The organism is Citrobacter sp. Cm046, from assembly GCF_030333065.1.
In the GTDB taxonomy this organism is placed as follows: domain Bacteria; phylum Pseudomonadota; class Gammaproteobacteria; order Enterobacterales; family Enterobacteriaceae; genus Citrobacter; species Citrobacter murliniae.
On the sequence record NZ_JAOWGP010000039.1, the window covers coordinates 1 to 17602 of the forward strand.

General features: G+C 43.6%; 12 protein-coding genes and 2 pseudogenes. 2 read left to right on the forward strand and 12 right to left on the reverse strand.

Going from position 1 to position 17602, the window contains the following annotated elements; translation table 11 throughout:
* Positions 1-23: 23 nt before the first annotated feature.
* The 6 genes from OGX98_RS11200 to OGX98_RS11225 all read right to left on the reverse strand — a co-directional run bounded on the left by OGX98_RS11200 (position 24) and on the right by OGX98_RS11225 (position 7490).
* The gene (locus OGX98_RS11200; protein ID WP_024198335.1) at positions 24-461 is read right to left on the reverse strand and encodes a hypothetical protein; all 438 of its coding nucleotides are present in this window, start codon (positions 459-461) and stop codon (positions 24-26) included.
* 41 nt (positions 462-502) lie between these two features.
* Positions 503-1039, reverse strand: coding sequence for a DUF4339 domain-containing protein (locus tag OGX98_RS11205; RefSeq protein WP_000219797.1), 537 nt, complete (start codon positions 1037-1039; stop codon positions 503-505).
* Between the two features lie 25 nt (positions 1040-1064).
* Entirely contained in the window at positions 1065-1775 is a 711-nt protein-coding gene (locus tag OGX98_RS11210; protein WP_024198336.1) for a hypothetical protein, read from the reverse strand.
* A 208-nt stretch (positions 1776-1983) separates the two neighbouring features.
* Entirely contained in the window at positions 1984-2808 is an 825-nt protein-coding gene (locus OGX98_RS11215; protein ID WP_286595294.1) for a DUF932 domain-containing protein, read from the reverse strand.
* A gap of 92 nt (positions 2809-2900) precedes the next feature.
* On the reverse strand, positions 2901-3764 hold the full coding sequence (locus OGX98_RS11220) for a GTPase family protein (protein WP_286595295.1): 864 nt from the start codon (positions 3762-3764) through the stop codon (positions 2901-2903).
* A 165-nt stretch (positions 3765-3929) separates the two neighbouring features.
* Positions 3930-7490, reverse strand: a complete 3561-nt coding sequence (locus tag OGX98_RS11225) for an SIR2 family NAD-dependent protein deacylase (RefSeq protein WP_286595296.1) — start codon at positions 7488-7490, stop codon at positions 3930-3932.
* Positions 7491-7653: 163 nt separating this feature from the next.
* Between OGX98_RS11225 and OGX98_RS11230 the strand changes: the two are divergent.
* Positions 7654-7813 (forward strand): annotated as a pseudogene (locus OGX98_RS11230) (IS3 family transposase); the annotation flags it as partial.
* Positions 7814-7816: 3 nt separating this feature from the next.
* Here the strand turns inward: OGX98_RS11230 and hyoA are convergent.
* Positions 7817-12088, reverse strand: coding sequence for an NACHT domain-containing antiphage protein HyoA (gene hyoA / locus OGX98_RS11235; RefSeq protein WP_286595297.1), 4272 nt, complete (start codon positions 12086-12088; stop codon positions 7817-7819).
* 437 nt (positions 12089-12525) lie between these two features.
* Here hyoA and OGX98_RS11240 point away from each other — a divergent pair, with 437 nt between their 5' ends.
* Positions 12526-13002: a hypothetical protein gene (locus OGX98_RS11240; protein WP_286595298.1), complete on the forward strand. Its 477-nt coding sequence runs from the start codon at positions 12526-12528 to the stop codon at positions 13000-13002.
* Positions 13003-13090: 88 nt separating this feature from the next.
* Here OGX98_RS11240 and OGX98_RS24080 read toward each other — a convergent pair.
* The 5 genes and pseudogenes from OGX98_RS24080 to OGX98_RS11260 all read right to left on the reverse strand — a co-directional run.
* Positions 13091-13443, reverse strand: a pseudogene (locus tag OGX98_RS24080) (IS481 family transposase); the annotation flags it as partial.
* A gap of 248 nt (positions 13444-13691) precedes the next feature.
* Complete coding sequence (locus OGX98_RS11245; protein WP_286595299.1) at positions 13692-14390, reverse strand: inovirus Gp2 family protein; 699 nt, start codon at positions 14388-14390, stop codon at positions 13692-13694.
* Positions 14391-14636: 246 nt separating this feature from the next.
* Positions 14637-16151, reverse strand: coding sequence for a YfjI family protein (locus OGX98_RS11250; RefSeq protein ID WP_286595300.1), 1515 nt, complete (start codon positions 16149-16151; stop codon positions 14637-14639).
* Between the two features lie 61 nt (positions 16152-16212).
* Positions 16213-16452, reverse strand: a complete 240-nt coding sequence (locus OGX98_RS11255; RefSeq protein ID WP_286595302.1) for a helix-turn-helix transcriptional regulator — start codon at positions 16450-16452, stop codon at positions 16213-16215.
* Positions 16453-16559: 107 nt separating this feature from the next.
* Positions 16560-17570, reverse strand: a complete 1011-nt coding sequence (locus tag OGX98_RS11260) for a hypothetical protein (protein WP_286595303.1) — start codon at positions 17568-17570, stop codon at positions 16560-16562.
* Positions 17571-17602 lie beyond the last annotated feature (32 nt).

The window sequence follows — 17602 nt, forward strand, 5'->3', positions numbered from 1 at the left end:
AGAGAGGTTGATATCGGGTGTTATCAGAAGCGCCGGTAGCGAAACAGCTCTTTGCCCTGGTAAAGTGCCACCAGGTCGTCATATTCCGGCTTCTTCTGGTTGGGTTTAAAGGTCACTACCGTGCCCGGACGGCACAGGTCTTTTACGGTGAGTCCGTATTTCTTGTCCGGAGTAATGGTGAATCCTTTCGACACATCGTTGCGCATGATAGTTATCCAGCCCCACAGGCCGCCTTCGCAGTCTTTAAAGGGTGCGGAACGCACCGTGACCATCCCGCCCAGGCGGTCAACAGACATGGCTTCGCATTTTCCGGTAACCTGACGATGCGCATCGCACCAGAAAATGTTCCCGTTGTTGTCATTAACTACAGCAGGGAGGGTCCGGTTATAAGGCTGAGCCTGAGCGCCCACACAGAGCAGAAGGCTGCCGGTAATACCCAGTACTTTAATCAGTGTTTTCATTACGTTGGTCCTAAACAGAGAAAGAATCAGGTAGCGGTCATTCAGGCCCAGACAGTCAGGGCCAGCATCAAAAGCCATACCCAGAAGTAAGCCGGTTTCTGACCGAGAGTTTTCGCCCGCCGCCACAGATAGAACGGCACCAGCCAGGCCAGTTTGCCGAACGTGGTGGTGTCCACTCCGGCCTTACGCAGGCGTCGTTCATCGAGATACCCCAGAGCAATATTGAGCAGCAGCGTGATAAACCAGTACTGCCCACCCGAGACGGCATCATATGCCTCGTCAAATGACATCCCGCTCAATCCTGCAGTCCACAACTCCAGCGCGTAGCCAATGAAGGGAGCAAATGCCAGCGTCCACACAACGCCACCCGGAATGCGGTTCCCCGGCAGCGCTGGTGGTGTGGTGCTCCGGAGCAGCGTCGAAGCCAGCGGAGTAGCGGAGACCGGCTGCCACTCTGCCATTCCCTGTCGCCACACCAGAGTGGATGCAGTCAGTTCACCGCGCATAATCAGGCTGGTGATGTCGTCTTCGGTCACATTGTCGTGGCGTATGCCATTTTTCTCGTAATGCCAGGTCATTGTTTTTCCTTCTTAACAGAGGTAATTAAATCAGTGTGTTGCCCGGCTCCTCCTCTGAGGGCCCAGGAGACAGGACTTCACGGATACAGCTGAAGTGCGGAAGGGCCCGGATAAAGCCCGCCTGTGTGGTTAACTGGCTGAGACGTTTTAGCGGGGTGAAAGTTGTATTGAGGACTGTCACCGCATGGATGGTCGCCAGTGGATGCACGGTGATATGCCCGTTAAGTTCACCGGTGAGGTACCAGCAGCCGTCGAGTGATATCAGGCGGTACGGGGCCAGTCCGTCACAGCGCTCTCCCTCAGCCAGCAGCAGTACCCGTTGGCAGGCGGTAATAGCACTGACGAGACGGTAGAACACCAGTGAGGTGGCCGGTGATATAGTCTGTGGCGGTTGCCACACCAGACAGGGCATCCCTCCTGCTGTGAGCAGCATGCCCGCCAGACGCCGGTCCAGCCCCGGAAAGATATCGGCCAGTCCGGACCGGTGAGCAAAGGTCAGCGCATCCAGCTCACCCTGTACGCCCCCACTGGTGCTGCGCAGGCGGCATTGCCCTCGTCGATACTCCAGGTCCAGATACATCAGCCGTTCGCGAAAATCCCGTCGCAGGGTACGGACTGACACACTAAACTCTGCAGCCAGCCGGGCCATGTTCAGCGTCTCACCGGCAACCAGGCGGCTGATTATCAGTGACAGCCTGACAGCCAGTCGGTCGTGACGGCGCTCTGCCTGTGTTATCTCAAATCTCCGTAATAATTAACTGACTGAATATGAAATGATTCTAAAGAGGGGGGCGGACAGGGTATGGACATGGAATGAACTATTTTTTATCTGCCACCGGAGGCAAGCCCAACGCGGCGCACCGTGAAATACGGTGATAAAACACTCAATCCAATGGAGGTAAAACGGACAGGGAGTGTCCTTTCCCAACATGCTGATAACAAGCTCAGGACTGAAACCCACTCAGCATCGCTTCCGCCATCACCCAGAGAGCCCGGTTGAGCTTCACATCGCCGTCGATACCACGCACGGCGCGGGTATGTGTTCGCCCACCTTTTGCACTCCGGCCACTGAGCCCGCCCTTAATCAGGTTCTCCTGAATACGCTGGTATGTGGTCCACAGGTCATTGCTCTCATCCTGCCAGCGGCGTGGGGAGAGTATCTGAGGTGCTGTCACCGGCTGGTGGTCCTCACCAAAACGGTACGTCAGTGCGGCCTGTGCCAGAGCCTGTTGTGCGGGCGGCGGCAGCATCAGCGACTGCATGGCATCCCGCTTCTCTTCCACACGGTCAAAAATACCCAGCACTTCATACGCCCCCTCAATCACCTGACTCACGACATCTCCTTTGTGCGGCACCCGCACCTCGCCAAACGACTCACCGCAGACGAGTCCGTTCTGGCATACCGTACGAAATAGTCCCGGTAGCATCTGATACGAACTGGAGCCATCGTGAGAGTTGAGCAGAATAATTTCCGGCACCTGTTTACCGGTAATCTGCCCCTCCCGGCGCAGGCGTAACATATGCTTTGTATGCTCACGGCGATCGGGGTCACGAACGCGAGTCTGACAGGCAAAGAACGGCTGAAAGCCTTCGCGTTGCAGCCTGTCGAGCAGGGAGATGGTGGGAATGTAGGTATACCGTTCGCTACGCGACGCGTGTTTGTCCTCACTGAACACACTGGGCACCACCCGAAACAACTCTTCACGGGTTAACGGACGGTCACGACGAATAAGGTTTGCTGCGCCAAAGCGCGAAGCCAGACGGGTCATATGCAGACTCCTCATAACGGGAAAACAATAAAAGAAAGCCCCGTCGCACAGGCGACAGGGCTCAGGAAATAACGGGTTAATTTACTAAGAATTCAGAAGAAGAAATTCCAGACGGCACGGGCGACCGATACCACGATGTCGCGTACAGACTGGATGACTGTCCGAACCGGGGCCGGTATCAGGGGCATGGAACTTACTGTGTCGAGTACCGAGCCGACCGTTTCACCAAAATCGTCACGGGCTTTTTTATTAACGACATCGGTACGAAGTGGAGCACTAAGCTGTACTGCCACCGGACTACTGGCCTCCCGCGGCAGGCAACGAATCATCCGTTCAGCCATGACACGTAATCCCCACTGAAGGCGGACCGACACGGCACACACCGGATGTACGGGCCGGAACAGCTCATGCAGTAGGCAGATTTTTCGGCTGAGGTTCTGTTTCTGCTCCGTAGACAATTGACCATTACTGCTGGTGGGTTCGGCCTTGTCCGACTGGCTGATAACAAACAGCACTTTATGCCGGTAAGTCTCACCAATCACCTGATGATAAAAGTGCTCATCCACCGCCAGCGCCCGGTCATCGGCCTTAATCAGCCACAGTACCAGGTCCAGTCGGGGAAGTTGTTGGCGGTACAGTGCAGCATACTCGATATCGCGAGCGCCACTTTCGCCTACGCCGGGCAGGTCCACGATGGTCATATAGCGGTCGCCAACCTGCAGACGGAATTGCAAAGGCTTACGGGTACAGGCCCTGACATCGTTGACCGGGGATACTTCGCCGACAAATAGGGCATTACACAGGCTGGATTTCCCGGCTCCGGTTTTACCCATAATGCCGATCATTGGTTCGTAATTTGTCAATTGACAAACTTTCTGCATGACTCGTTCTGAGGCCCATTCTGGTAAGCCTGTAAGTGAGTTCTGCAGCGAATGTAAGCCTTCCTGATTTTTCATAAAACCTCCTAAAACAAATAAAGCAAAGCGGCGACTCCGATATGGAGTCGCCGCTTTGTTGGTCACTTTCATGAGGATGATATATATCTTAAAATTCTTTAATATTGCGTTCGAAATTTTAAAAAAATCGCTCTAACGCTTTTTAAATATTCTCCAGTCCGCTATTCACTCGAACTTATCTATAATTGAAAACCTAACCTCCGGGAGAGGGTCAAGGGTTGCCTCCTCAAGAATTCTGAGTAATTCTTTATTATCACTCCCCCTGCCTTCCAAAATATCATTAGCTAGCTTGACGCATTCTGTTCGTACAAGTGAAATACTAACAGATTCTCGACTAGTTGGATTTATATCATTATAGTCTGTATTATCGAAGATAATGGGTAGTATTTCAACAAGAGGTTCTATATTTTTTTCAGATAGATACCCTGAAGAATACATTTTGTTGGCAGTCTGTAGGAGACCTTTTAATCCAATTGTTCTATTTGGACCAATCAAATAGATCAATCTAATTATTAAACGTTCTACCACATGTGATTTATTTAGTTTTCTCCATGTGTAAATAGCCCATGAAGTACATACTACCTTACTTGGATTTTTATCCTGAAGAGTTTTCTTGTAAATGTTTTCCATACGAGAAGCGAAAGTTTCGTTCGCAGCAGCGAAATATGCAAGGGCTATTAACACTTCTGAGGAATCATAGCTTTCATAGAACGAATATAATAACTCAAAGTTTTTCTCTGTCAATTCTGAAGAAGATAAAGCAGGGATAATTGAGTACGCTAACGCATATCCAATTAACTCAGCAATACGATTTTCTTTCGCAACTTTCAGACCAAGAACGTCATTGTCAATTTTATTTGAACTCCATGTAACAAGCTCATTAAAGTATAAAACCGCCTGTTCAGATGTTGGAAACTCATTGAGTTCTTTCATTCTTGTTGCATTGACTATATTTATTAATTGCTCATTGTTTAATAATAATTCACCTTTAGCCTCAAATAATTTACTTCTGAGAAGATAATTAGATAAATATATATCTCTTGATGGGATTTTTAATAGAGCGAAAAAATAAAGTCCCGTATCGGGAATTTTCTCATAGTCTGGTTTTTTTCCCCATACTTGGTCTGCGATTCTATTTTCTTCCTCATGCGTGAGAAATTTACTCTCAAGCAACGGAAGGAGTCGTAGAAGAGCTGGTGCACTTTGTGATGAACATGGAGCAATACGGTCGATTATTTCATCAAGGCGGCGATCGAGAACTGAATTCTGTTTTCTTTTCCCTGGATGCTCAATTATTGGATTGACCCATTCTTTTGGTCCACTGAGTTCTATTTCTGTTCTGAGAGGGAACATTAATGTCTCTAATAGTAATTCTGAATGTTCTGATTCAGGTATACTTTCAAGAGAGAATTCCATGAGGTTTTTTAATGAGTCGAATAGCCAAAAATGATGAAACTCATTTTTTTTACCTAATGACAAAGCTAGGAGAAATATTCTTCTAGCTTGTTCGGGTGTCGCCCGTATAGATACCCTTGCTAATACTTCAATAAAAACTCTCAAGCGATCAATAGAATGGTTTCGAATTTTACTCTCCCCTTCCTTACGTTTTTGGCTCCAATATTCTATTGCTTTTGTACATTGGCTCAGTAAATATTCCACATCTTCTTGTGGAAAACATGCAACTCGGATTCTTGAAAAGACGTTTTTTAAAGAGTCCGATGTATCACTGTTTGCAGAACGTATAGCTAGAGAAAATCGGTGAATATTATTCATCGATTCCAAACCAGATAACATAGTGGCTTGTTGAGCAAAAAAGCTTGAAAAATCCCAACACATTGGTAACCCAGCAGTTACTGCTATACCTTCTAGTAAAAGAAGAGGATGCTCAGCATTACTAAAAGTTATTTTATTAGAGTTGTCTTTAAAACGACCAGGTTCAAACGACGGCTCAATAATCTGTTGATTTTGTTGCTCAGTTAACTCATCAGCAATACGCTTTCTGCTATGTTCAATATGATCCCATGGGTCACATTTCTGTATCTTCGTGTCAAGTGGTACAGCATTATATTCCTTTTCCGATAACCAGGAGTGAATACCCTTCATTAAAAACTGAGCCCATGCCAAACGGGATAGTATATAAATAGAGTTTTTATCATTTCGATATTGAACCAATAATTCTTTATATGCCTCAGTAATTAACTCTTCCCCTTTATCAAAATCCCCAATTTCCGCAAGCAACGAGGCTTTTTTAATTTTCCATTCTGGATTACAGCTGGTTATTTTTTTAATAGATTCCTCTAAAACTATATAATCGAAGCGGTCTCGCGAAACTATAGCTTGATGGTATGCTAGTTCGTTATTACATTCCGGCCAGTATTCGATGCCATCCTCTAATATTTTACTGGTTATCTGAATAATCGGTTCGGCTTTAGAATTGTCGACCCAACGTGTATTTTTAAGAAGTTGCAAAGCAATTTCAAGTTGCTGCCTCTTGCTTAAAACACAAGTTTTTTTCGGATCGCAGACCATTAATAGATCATCAATCAACCAACTTGGCAGCGCATCAAAACTTTTTTCATAACGCCAACAAATTTCATATAAAAATTGCTCGCGCACTTCAGTTGTCATATATGATAGATGGCTCTGTTTTAAAGTTGGAATATGGAATTGGTTTTGTAAATCCCAACGCGTTGAATGTGGGCATATTAGCCACCCAGGGTAGGATTTTCTGTCATTTTGTAATATAGGGAGTTGTTCTTCAAAAAATTTTGAAGCATACAAAGAGTCATGGTATGTCTTTTTCCGTTCTTCTTCAGTTAGCTCACTGCATCGTGGCGATGTAGGTTGCCATTCCCATGTTTTATTCGGTTTCATATTTTGTAAGAAGCCGAGAAATATATTCATTGCCTTTTGATGTTTTATATCAAGATCATCGTAATCAGCAACCAGATCTTCTAGATCAATTGGCGATACATTAATGGACTCAAGATATTTCCGCTTTGCAGCGTTCAGTTTCAGGGCTCCAACAAGATAAATTCGGCGAGAATGTGTAGCCAAATTGTCTCTGACCCACCCAGCCCATTGAAGAAAGTTAGGATCATCACCAGAGAAGCCTAATAAGCATAATTCATTTTCAATGAAAACTTGCCGTGCGAAATTCACATATGCGGCGTAAGCTTGTGGGTATTTTCTGTAGTCTTCTTGCGTGAATATAAGTCTCTTTGTTACATCAATGGTACCATGTAATTTGACGATTCGTGGAGACCTTGCATTTGAGAGATCTTCCTGCTTGGAAACGATACTATACACGGGGCTATGTACCTTTGTGGAAGCTCGTTCCAGTAAGGTATCCCAGTTAGTTGTTAATACTTCGGACCATGGTAATTCTAAAAGAGAGTAATGAAGTTCTCCAGGGATCCATGCTGCATCATTTACTTCTTTTTTTATCAGCTCATGAAGAGCCTGTTTACCGAAGTATGCGTCATATTCTTCTGCCAAACGGAGAGGGTCGCTGCTTCCAGAATCTAACTCTTTCGAAAGGGTTTTTGAAAAGTCGAGCCATAGTGGAAGTTTTCTACAAGTATCACCCGTTGACGCACAACTTCGGCTGAAACCTGCTCCTACCATAACTGCCGCACCATGATATGTGTTATCTTGCTGCCATAATGCCGAAGCTAGTTTTTTTAAGGCTGGGTAATCGGGAAGGGAAGATAATTTTGTATCCATTTTAATCCATCCGAAATCGAATAAGAGAATCGTTAATAATTAATGTAATTTACTAATTTATAACTGGTAAGATAAGAGTTAGTCTGACCAAAAATCTTGCTCCATTCAGAAACAGAATTCCGGCATGATGAATATCTACCAGAGCTGAGGTTGTTGCGGTGACGGGTACATCAACTTCAGCGATAATAACCTAGGCGATAACAGACTATATCGTTGGGTATTACAGCAAGCTAAGGCCGCATGAATATAACTATGGGCTACCACCTAATGAATCGGAAAATCGATACAGGAAAAACGCTAGCATGGTAGCCAGTTTCAGGTGACCTTTATAATTTTGCGCGAAGCGTCAAATCGATACCGATAACGCGGATGTCATCAACATTTGGAAATTTACTAGAAAGTGTAGTCCAATGTTCCTGTAATCGAACTACCAGCTCCGAAAATCCAACCAACCTCTCTACACCAGGGAGTTCCCACTTAGTCTTCTCACCACGATATACCATAACGAAGATCCCTCTATTAGAGCGGTTATCACGGAGATAATCACCACAAAGCTGGTTTTCTAACCGCTCATATAGCTTTGGACCAGTCCAATTTTCTGCCAACTTTAGCTCTATAGGCACTGGGGCATCAAACCCCATACCGTGCATCCGTAGATCCATACGCTTATCATCAGCTAATTCCTCTTCCTGCGGAATTGTATAACGGCCCTGTGCCTTTTCACGGAGCCAATCGCCAATATACTTGCGTATGTCAGTTTCTAGTGTCGCTCCCTTAATGAGGATGTTTGCTATACTGCTGTCACCATGTTCAAGATTGTCCTTAAGATCAAGAAAACGCATTTCTGCTAGCTCGAATAATTCACGATGGTTAGCGGGCGTACGTTCGATCGCCGTTTGGAACTCAAGGGTCTGCTCAATCGTCCATGGAGTGATATCTGCATCGAGTTCCGCCTTAGTTTTAGCATGATGTTGCATCCATGGCCGTGAAGAAGGCTCAGGGTGAAGATGCCCTAACTCCATTAATGCCAAATAGGCTTCCTTACCAGGTATCTCTTTTAGCAATGCAAGCAGCTGATTTCTCGCATCCTGAGCATCATCTCGTAGGCCCGGGGAGTAAACTCCTTTGTCCGCACGTTGGATATCTTCTTTTTGGCGGATATAGTCATGCATGAGGACATAGAGATTTTTAAGATGTTCAGGCGTGCGAAAACTATCTCCACGATTGATAGTGTGTCGACGATTTCCCAACAATTGAGTGATGAATTCCATTGCAAAGCTTGTCTGTTTTGCAACCTTGTTGATTACCTTTAAACGAGTAATAAGTGATGGGATAGCTTTATTACTCTCAACTCCGACCCATACTGCATACCAGCAAGCAGAATGAGCAAGACGACTATCCGCGGAGCGAACTTCCGCCAACCGAGCAATGTCTTCCGCACTTATGCCTGCTGCATGGGCAATGTTTAGCATGTAGCTAAGATTGGTCAGATTTTTGGGTTCGCGTTTTTTTAGTCGCTCGAGCATACCCTCACCAACCCCCACCCAAGCCCACGATCCACTAGAATTCAGATCTACCAAAATATAATGGCTATCCATTTTGGCTTTCTCGATTCGCAACTCGTAATCCACCTCATGTAACAATAGCTCCGTGATAAGTTTAGGAAATGCCTCGAATAACAAAGGAATCCAATCAGGAAAACCATTGAGCTCTGCCATGGCATAGCGAAATGCTATTTCGGCTTCGACATTAGTCAATGTAGAAGCCCAATTTTCTGTCTCACGTGCTTCTATGCTGAGTCCCGTAAGCCCAAAGATCACACTAAATGGTATGCTGTTGTTCCCTTTCCTTTCAGAACGAAGTTTGGGACGATAGCGACGCCAGTAGGCCACTACACCGTCACGAAAAGCGTGTGCAACCCCCTCTCCAAATACAGTTTTGAGAACCGACCAACGCCCTTCAGTCCAACGGGAAGAATTGGTACTCAATTGTTGCATTTTTTCGTGCAAATAATATTGCGCGTTTGAAAAATCAGTTGGATTAGGAAGCCGTGGCTCGCGTATTTTATCGATATTATTAGAAAGAAAGTCCTTCCATTCCTGCTCACATTTTGCTTCTGTGGCCTGCCGTTTACTATTCTGCAGTTTCCATTTGGCTTCTTGTCGCTTCCATCTTCTGTGCTCTGGATTCGGTGCTGGGTGTAGTTGCTTATGAAGAGCAACGCGAAGCAAAGATTCTTTCGCAACGGCTATTTTCAACGCGTTGAGCCATTTCTGTGGTCGCCCTGCCTGAATATACAAATAAAATGCTAGCGAAAGTGCGATAAGTCTTTCATTACGTAAAGGGCGAGATTCTAAATTAGTACAAATGATGTCGAAATCGCCATGTCCGAACTGCCAGTAGCCACCTAACACGTTCACTTGCCAGAAATCAGTTAACCGCTCTTTTCTATTTTTCTTTCGAACTCTTTGAGCTTGGCCAACTTCGTACCAAAATAATCCATAATTTAGTTCAGGCCATGCTGGTACCAATGCGGGGATATTCGGACTGATACCATGTAAATCCCAATCAATAAGATGCTGTGCAGAGGGCATTTTTTGTAAGACCGAGAGAGTTGGTGTCTGCAATGCTGCTGGATGGCGGGCGATTATGAGTTGCTCTACTGCCTGAGCAGCACTTCTGAGTAGCCAGCCATACCGTTTAGAAATTTCACAATTGAACTGCTCCACATACGGCCATTTGGATATAAGGGAAGTCATTCCTTCGAGCATCTCTGCTCTAAGTTCTAGAGTGAGTGATTGAACAAAGATGTCGAGAGCCAGTGATAAGCCATCAGTGCTATGACACTCTTTCGGTTTTAGTTTGATAATGCAAGACAGAACCCACTTCACTGATTGTTTTGTCGGAGATAAATCCGACAGTAATTCTGCGAACAACTTACGACTTAGTGACGGAGTTTCATGTAAGAACTTCTCATAGACCTCCTGCTTATCATCTTCTGTACCCACTGCATGTACAGCACGGAAGGCAGCGATGCGCGAATATTGCTCTGCTTTATTGTTCAACGCTACATGTCTCGCTTCGGGTAAAGCATCCGATAGCTCGCCCTGCCATATCATGCGCAGGAGGAACCACTGAATATTATCGCTTGAAACATATTTTGCGAACAATGCTTTCACGTCTGCAGCTATGTCCTTGTCAGCGAAACGCTGAATGGCACGATAATCGCTTGTAGCACCCCATGCAGTACTGCTGTGCATGCTCTCGCATACATCGTATAAGATTTTCTGGCGTATTTTGAGGGGTAATGCTTTCGGCTCGCCACCTTCGAAAATGAGCTCCGGCGAGATACTTAACGCTCGCTCTCGAATCTTGTCGTCTAACAAAATGAGCCAAACCAAGACAGGACGCATTGTCGGTACGATTACAACTTGACCATATTGTTCTCGGAAAAGTAGGGACTCAATTTTTCGCCGTGATGTTTCGTGGTCGAGTAACCCTTTGAGCCACTCAGCTGTTAGATATTCCCGAACAGTACGATGATGAAACCGTACTGTCTGGTAAATCGCTTCGTCAAAAATAGGACGAGCGAGAAGTGCTGCGTATTTCTTGTTATCCCAGCCAGGCAAAACTGCCGCTATCGTAATCCCTTTCAAGTTTTCGGAACCATCCGGGACGCGGATAGTCGATTCTTGAGTCATGGTCGCCGCCGCAGCAACACTTCGCGCTCCCGCTATTGCATCTGCATATGAAAGAGGTAGTGCTTCTTCTCGATTCTGATCTCGTTCAACTAATCGTCGTGCAATACTAGATTGCATTAATTCAAGTCGATTACCGATTTGCTTATGTGTATTCCAGTAACTTATTAGTTCGGTAAGATCATCAGGCCGAGCTGCCATGGACCAACCATCCACTCGCTCAATGGCATTTACAAATGGTTCAAGGGCGGTGATGCCTTTAGCTCTCGCAAACTTCTCAACCTGCACTATCCCGAGATCGTCTAGAGCAACTATTCTAAAAGTATTATCTAGATTGCCAATCGTGTCGTTTTGTTGTTTTTCATCATTAATCAGCACAGGCTCGACATACCGAAGTTGCTGTTGGCAGAGCTTTAGGTCCGTTACCGGCCGCCATGCACTACCTCGACTAGTAAGCACAATATGTGTTCTTTGCAATGCAGTAGAAAGACGGGTTCTCAATTTGCGAATAGCACGTTCAAAATCCATTGGTATTCGCAATCGCGCTTCATCAACGGAATCAAGGAATAGCCACCCCTCTTCATCGGAGGGCAACCATTGCTCAAACTCCATGAGACTCCCTTCCTCGAAGGCAATCTCGAAATCATCGGCGACGTGTTCGAGACGCAGGAAAAACGCTATCTTTCCTTCATGGCGGAGTGTTTTGGCTGAATGGCGAATCTCCGCGGTTTTCCCCGCCCCCGCCTCTGATAAGATAATCGTCCTGTATCCAGCCAGAATGTCTGCCCAGCTCAGTCTTTCACCAAAATAAGAATTACGGAAATCAAACTCATCGCTTTCCTCCCCCCTCAGAGAAAGCTCATGAAATGTTCGCTCTAGTTCAATGTAGTCATCAGCCAATTTTTTCTCGCCATTACCGTTAGGTTTCCCTAAACGAGCCTATCGCACTCGAATCAGTAAATCAAAGTAATAACAAAGTGTTGTAAGACTACTCATCACTGTTAGCGCATTTTATCCTTCAACCAGTATGGATCTGGTTACCGTCACGTCGATCGCACCAGTGAAATGCTGACCTACTCCCCATCGATTAATACACCACGGTATTCGTTAAGCTGTTTTCTACAGTAGGTTAAAAAATTGTATTTTTTCTTCTTGCTCATGCCGCCATTCAAATACCTCGGAAGACCGAAAAAATTGACGAGTGAGGTACTAAATGATAATGCTGGACTGTCTCGATGGATACCGCAAGGAAATGGATTCTTTGTCTAAAGGAAGTATTGTGTCTAGGCTATAAGTCTAGGTATTATTTTGTTTGTCGCTAATTATCAGGAGAGTTAATGATGGATAAAGCTAATGAAACTGAAAAAATAGAGTTGCCTGTACAAAATAGAATGTCACCTAAGGGACTGCGTAATCTTCGTTTTTTATTTCATTCCATTGCAGTATTAATGTTTGCACTGGTTATTATCTTAGATAAAAGTGACATCAAAAATAAAGATGTTTGGGTTTCTATTGGTAGTACAACTTGTGTTTCCACCATATATTTATTGGCTGTTTATTATCACTACGTGTCTTTCCCAGAAAAACAAAAAAAATTAAAAGCAATAGTTGATGCTTTTTCTAATGCACTCGCGTTAATTGCAATAATAATTACATTTATCTCTGTAGTCGTAACGGGGAAGGCAAGCGCTCTATATGTAGATTTAGCAACCGTTGAAATATCAAATATAACATTTGGAGTTATAATTGGTGTTTTATGCTCAAGAGTACTTTTTCCTTTCTGGGATATATATTCAGCATACCGAAAAGTTTGATGAATGAATTACATCTCATTGTACTGCACCGACGAGAGTTGCATAGAATATATACACCAATTATCTTGCTAGCAGTGCAATGAAGTTATGTGAAAGCGAACTTTGAGGTTCTGCCTATGACCTTCAGCTATCTGCACCTCTGCTAGGTTGACGTAGAAATAACCAATCGGGTAACTTTTGAACTTCTTTTTGGCTGACTTGTTACTCTTTACCTCAGGTAGTAGAGAAATTCCATAGGGTTGAAGGCATCAATGCAACGATGGCAGCTTCATCCTCAACGGACAAAATACTGGAGCGAGCCAGCCTTGGCCATACGGAGAAATCGGAGAAAGAGGTCCGTTTATACCACTTCACCACTGGATACTATAGCGCACAGAAAGCGCTCTCAGTGCGACAGGCTACCTCTGTCGTTGTGGCGCTGCTGTGTAAAACTTGGCTCATAGTACTTTCTTTCATTCTGATGATAAAATGCCCCATTAAAACTCGAGACTAAACACCTATATCTTAGGCTGTAGCATACCCGTAACTATTAGCCCAAAATGTATATCCTGATCTCTGAAAGTTGCTACAGCTGCTACATGTAGCAGGTTGTAGCAGGGTACTGAGGCACATTATCTTATTTTTTACTGCAAAATGTGACGGTTATGTTAATGATCAGTAGGGGGATCAGCCCCCTACCTGTAGAACCATTAGTAAGTTAATCCGATCGACCGCGAGCATTGGCTTGTGCCAAAGTTACGGTAACCGCTGTAGGTATCCTTAGTTCTGGTTTTGGCCAAATACGCCAGTCGAATCAGGAAATTCCAGTAGACTGGGTTACGATCCAGTGCATCAAATCTGCTAAACCTGTAAACAGCATTTGGTGGAAACTCAGCTAATGTTGCGTAATCTTCGTGAGCAAGCCCTACAGCACTGCACCAGGCTTTCTGTATTCGGGTAGCCATATTATCAGCATTGGGGTCCTGGTAATTACCCAAGTACCCATAGACGTCTGCATTGAACAACAACGCAAGGTGATAATGAGGGTGTACACTAGTATCACGTTCCCTGCACCATCCATAAGATGGGAATGTAGGTTCACCCGCTCTCATGGACCGGTTATGATCTGCCCGTAGTTGGCTTTTAAGTGACTCTGTGAAGCGAGTGATTGCCTGCATATCATCTCTTTGAAAGCACAGGGGGAGATCAGGCTCTCCCGGCACATGGGACAGAGCGAACCTAGTGTCAGTACGAATACCTAGTATTCGGTTATTCTGCTCCAAAGTGCCGTAGACCATATTAAGTAGTGGGTTGAGAATATTGAGGTCAATGGGTGATCTATACTTTCTGGAGGCTATTTCTACCAAGTCATCGGTTTCTTCGTTGGTAAGTGAATATTGTGATTCCATAATAATCCTTAATCCTGTAAATATTAATCATTGGATAATGGGTAGCCCTCACGCTACCCATGTGATGTTGGATTTAATCCCAGGTAGGGGATGTTAAGATATAGGGTTATAACATTGCTGAAGGTATATTACATATGCCAGTTAAAATCCATTGATTGCCCTCGATAATAATTTAAGCTGAATCCGCAGCGTTGCTAGCTTTTAGATTGAAAAATATTAATCAGAAAGACCTTGGTTACTCTGAAGTTATTCATGTCGTGGTAGTTTATTAAAACCAACAGATCCAGATGAAATTAATGGTATGTTTAATGCACTAGCCAAATCTTCAGCCTTCATTTCTGAACCAATAAATTTCACGTAATCAACACCACTCTCCTTGAATAACTGAACCTTTCCATCACTTTCAAGCTTATTTAAAGCAGAGATCAGGCGCTCTATGTTCCTAAGAGAATTTGGACCATCTCTACGAATGCTATGCCTCCTGAAGTCGAAAGATTTATTACTGATAACATGTTCCTCAAGCCAAGATAGCAATACTTCAGCGTCACTAGGTTTTCTGGTAGCATCTATTTTACAAATTGAATGATTAGTAAACCATTGCGTTATTTCTAATGCTGATATAAAAGTCTCCTGAGTAATAATGGGTGAGTCGGGTGTAATAAACATTTGCATTACCGCTGCGATTCTCGAAGCATGCTCCATAAATCGGTTACTCAACTCATCATGTTGCTGTTGCGGCGTCCCTTTATCATTTATTTGGTCCTGAACTGATTTACTTTGCCTGTTCCATATTGCTTGTGCCTCCTGAGAAAAAGTAATACAGATACGTTCTTCATTATTTTCTCTACGTTTCATTCCATCTTGTAAGTACTTGGTGATAATAGAGAAAAATTCTTCAAGTACTGTCTCGTCAGAACATGAACGATCATCAGGGACGTCACAAAATTCAGGGAGCTGTTCTAGGTCAACCATTAATAAACGAGCCAACCATCCTGAATCCTGTGCGTTTTCTCCCTGTTTACCCCGAAGATATTTATCAAATAACTTAGATTGCAATAACAGCAGTATGGTGAGACGGACATCATCAACATCATAACTGTCGCGAGATGCTCTGCTTTCTGCAAGCCGTCCTTCTCCCCAGAGGGAGTTGAATCCTGCGGTGTCGCAGAAAAGATTACGGCTAAACAGTCCCCCTGCTTCATCAGAACCCAGCATCAAGGATGGAGATCCCTGTGCAATTACCTTTTTAAGTCCCTCATATGTCGTATCGTTTAGAATAAGACGTTGTCTTACTGGTTCTACTGGTCTTTTTCTTTGGTGTTCCCCCAGTGCTTTGAGGGCTTCGGACTCTTCAGTTGCATCAGCTTTACCGTATAGCTTGTTCAACTTTTTAAATTTAGTATTCCAGGGTACAAAATTTAGCTCGTAAAGATCCTTCTTTACCTGATAATCATCTTTCAGTTCTTTTTCCAGTTGATAGATTGCCTCCATCAACATCCTGAAAACAGTTGATTTCCTGCTACCCGATTTTGCCAGTAGCAGGAGGTAAAGTGACGTAAAGCTTCTCCCGTGTTTAAGTTGAACATCAAACAGATCCTGGCAGGCATACGCCATCCCCCCAAGTAACACTGTAAAAATAAGCTCTGCAGCGGCTCCTGTTTTATAATGTATGTAGCTTATTAACTGTTGTGCAAAAGTGGGAAGTGTCTGAAACTCCAAGCAGAGTTCTTCATTTTCCTTAGACTTTTTTCCTTTAGACATGCATGGTATCTATCCTCTATTTTTGGCAAAAAAAATAAATGATGAATTAGGAAGTGTATAGTCACTCCTTTTCGTTTATCCAGTAAAGTAGATCACTAAGCAACCAACCACATGACTTAGCCCCAAGCATTTTACGTTGGGGGAACAGGCCTGAGCGTTCAAGCTTCCAGGCAGTTGAACGTGATACAGAAGTAATGTATTGACGTTCTTTCTCTCTAACGAGTCGGTCACAAGGCTCACCGTAATCTTTCAAGACCTGTAGCCGCTGTTGAGTTGTGGGTTTGATAAATATTGTATCCATTCTGACTCCTTCGTTTTGGCAGAAGAAGAATGAACTATGAGAGATTTAAAAAAAAGTGCTACACCTCTTGCTAAAGCTTAGTAAGTGCTTAGCAAGAAGTATGCTTGTTATTTTTTATTTATTTTCAACCAATTACAAACCTCTCTGGAAGAAAAAACTACATTGAAATTGTAAGGATTCGATTGTGCTCTTTCGGTTAATGTTTCTGCAACTGCAGAGGGATTTCTCAAAAATCTTTTATCGTTAAAAAGATCATGCAGTAGGATATGCAGCATCTCTTTATCTCTATTTTTTTCTCGAAACTTTATATTACGTTCGGCAGGAGGGTTATCCAACCATCCTTTTACCGTTGACTGGTTTATCGAAATACCTTTTTCTTTAAAAAACCAAGCAACTTTGCTTGGAGTAATCGTTCCATTTTTAGCAAAGCATTCATTTATCAGGATGTATAATGCAAATCTACTATTTGGTGGATAGTAAAACGAAATTATATTTTCATCTTCTTCATGAGAATTAACGCTGTCAGCATCCTCAACAACTGATTCTGATATTACTTCATTAAATAATAACTCTACAGTTTCTCTTTCTATATAAAGATCTTTTATTTTTATTGTCACCGGTGTATTGAAAATTAAATAATCATAATCTGAATTATAAAAAGGAGATACAAAAACAACCCCGGATTTATTTTTTAAATCATCATAATTTTCTTTATCTGATAGTAAGTACTGTGCACGGTTAAAATGTGTTGTCTTTGTTGGTCTTATATGCCAGTAACCATATGCCATACCATGGTATCTATACTCGTTATATCCTTTAAAGAAACGAATAGACCACTTATGATTAAACTTACATTTAAAATGATTTTCTAAGTTCTTTTCAGGTATAAACCCCAAGTATTCATGAAGTGGACTACTTTCATGCTGAAAGAGATCAGTTCCATTAATGACATCATATTTAAAATCATCATTATTTTCGCGACAATGCCTTAAGGTACATTGTTCACCATCAAAATGGATAAAAAGATAAAGCTTTCCTATCATCCACTGACTAATAAAAAAATCAATATCCAGATCAATTCTATCAACAACCTCGGATAAAGAATAGAAAGACTTCATTATCAACTCCCAACGCTAGAGGACTTAATTTC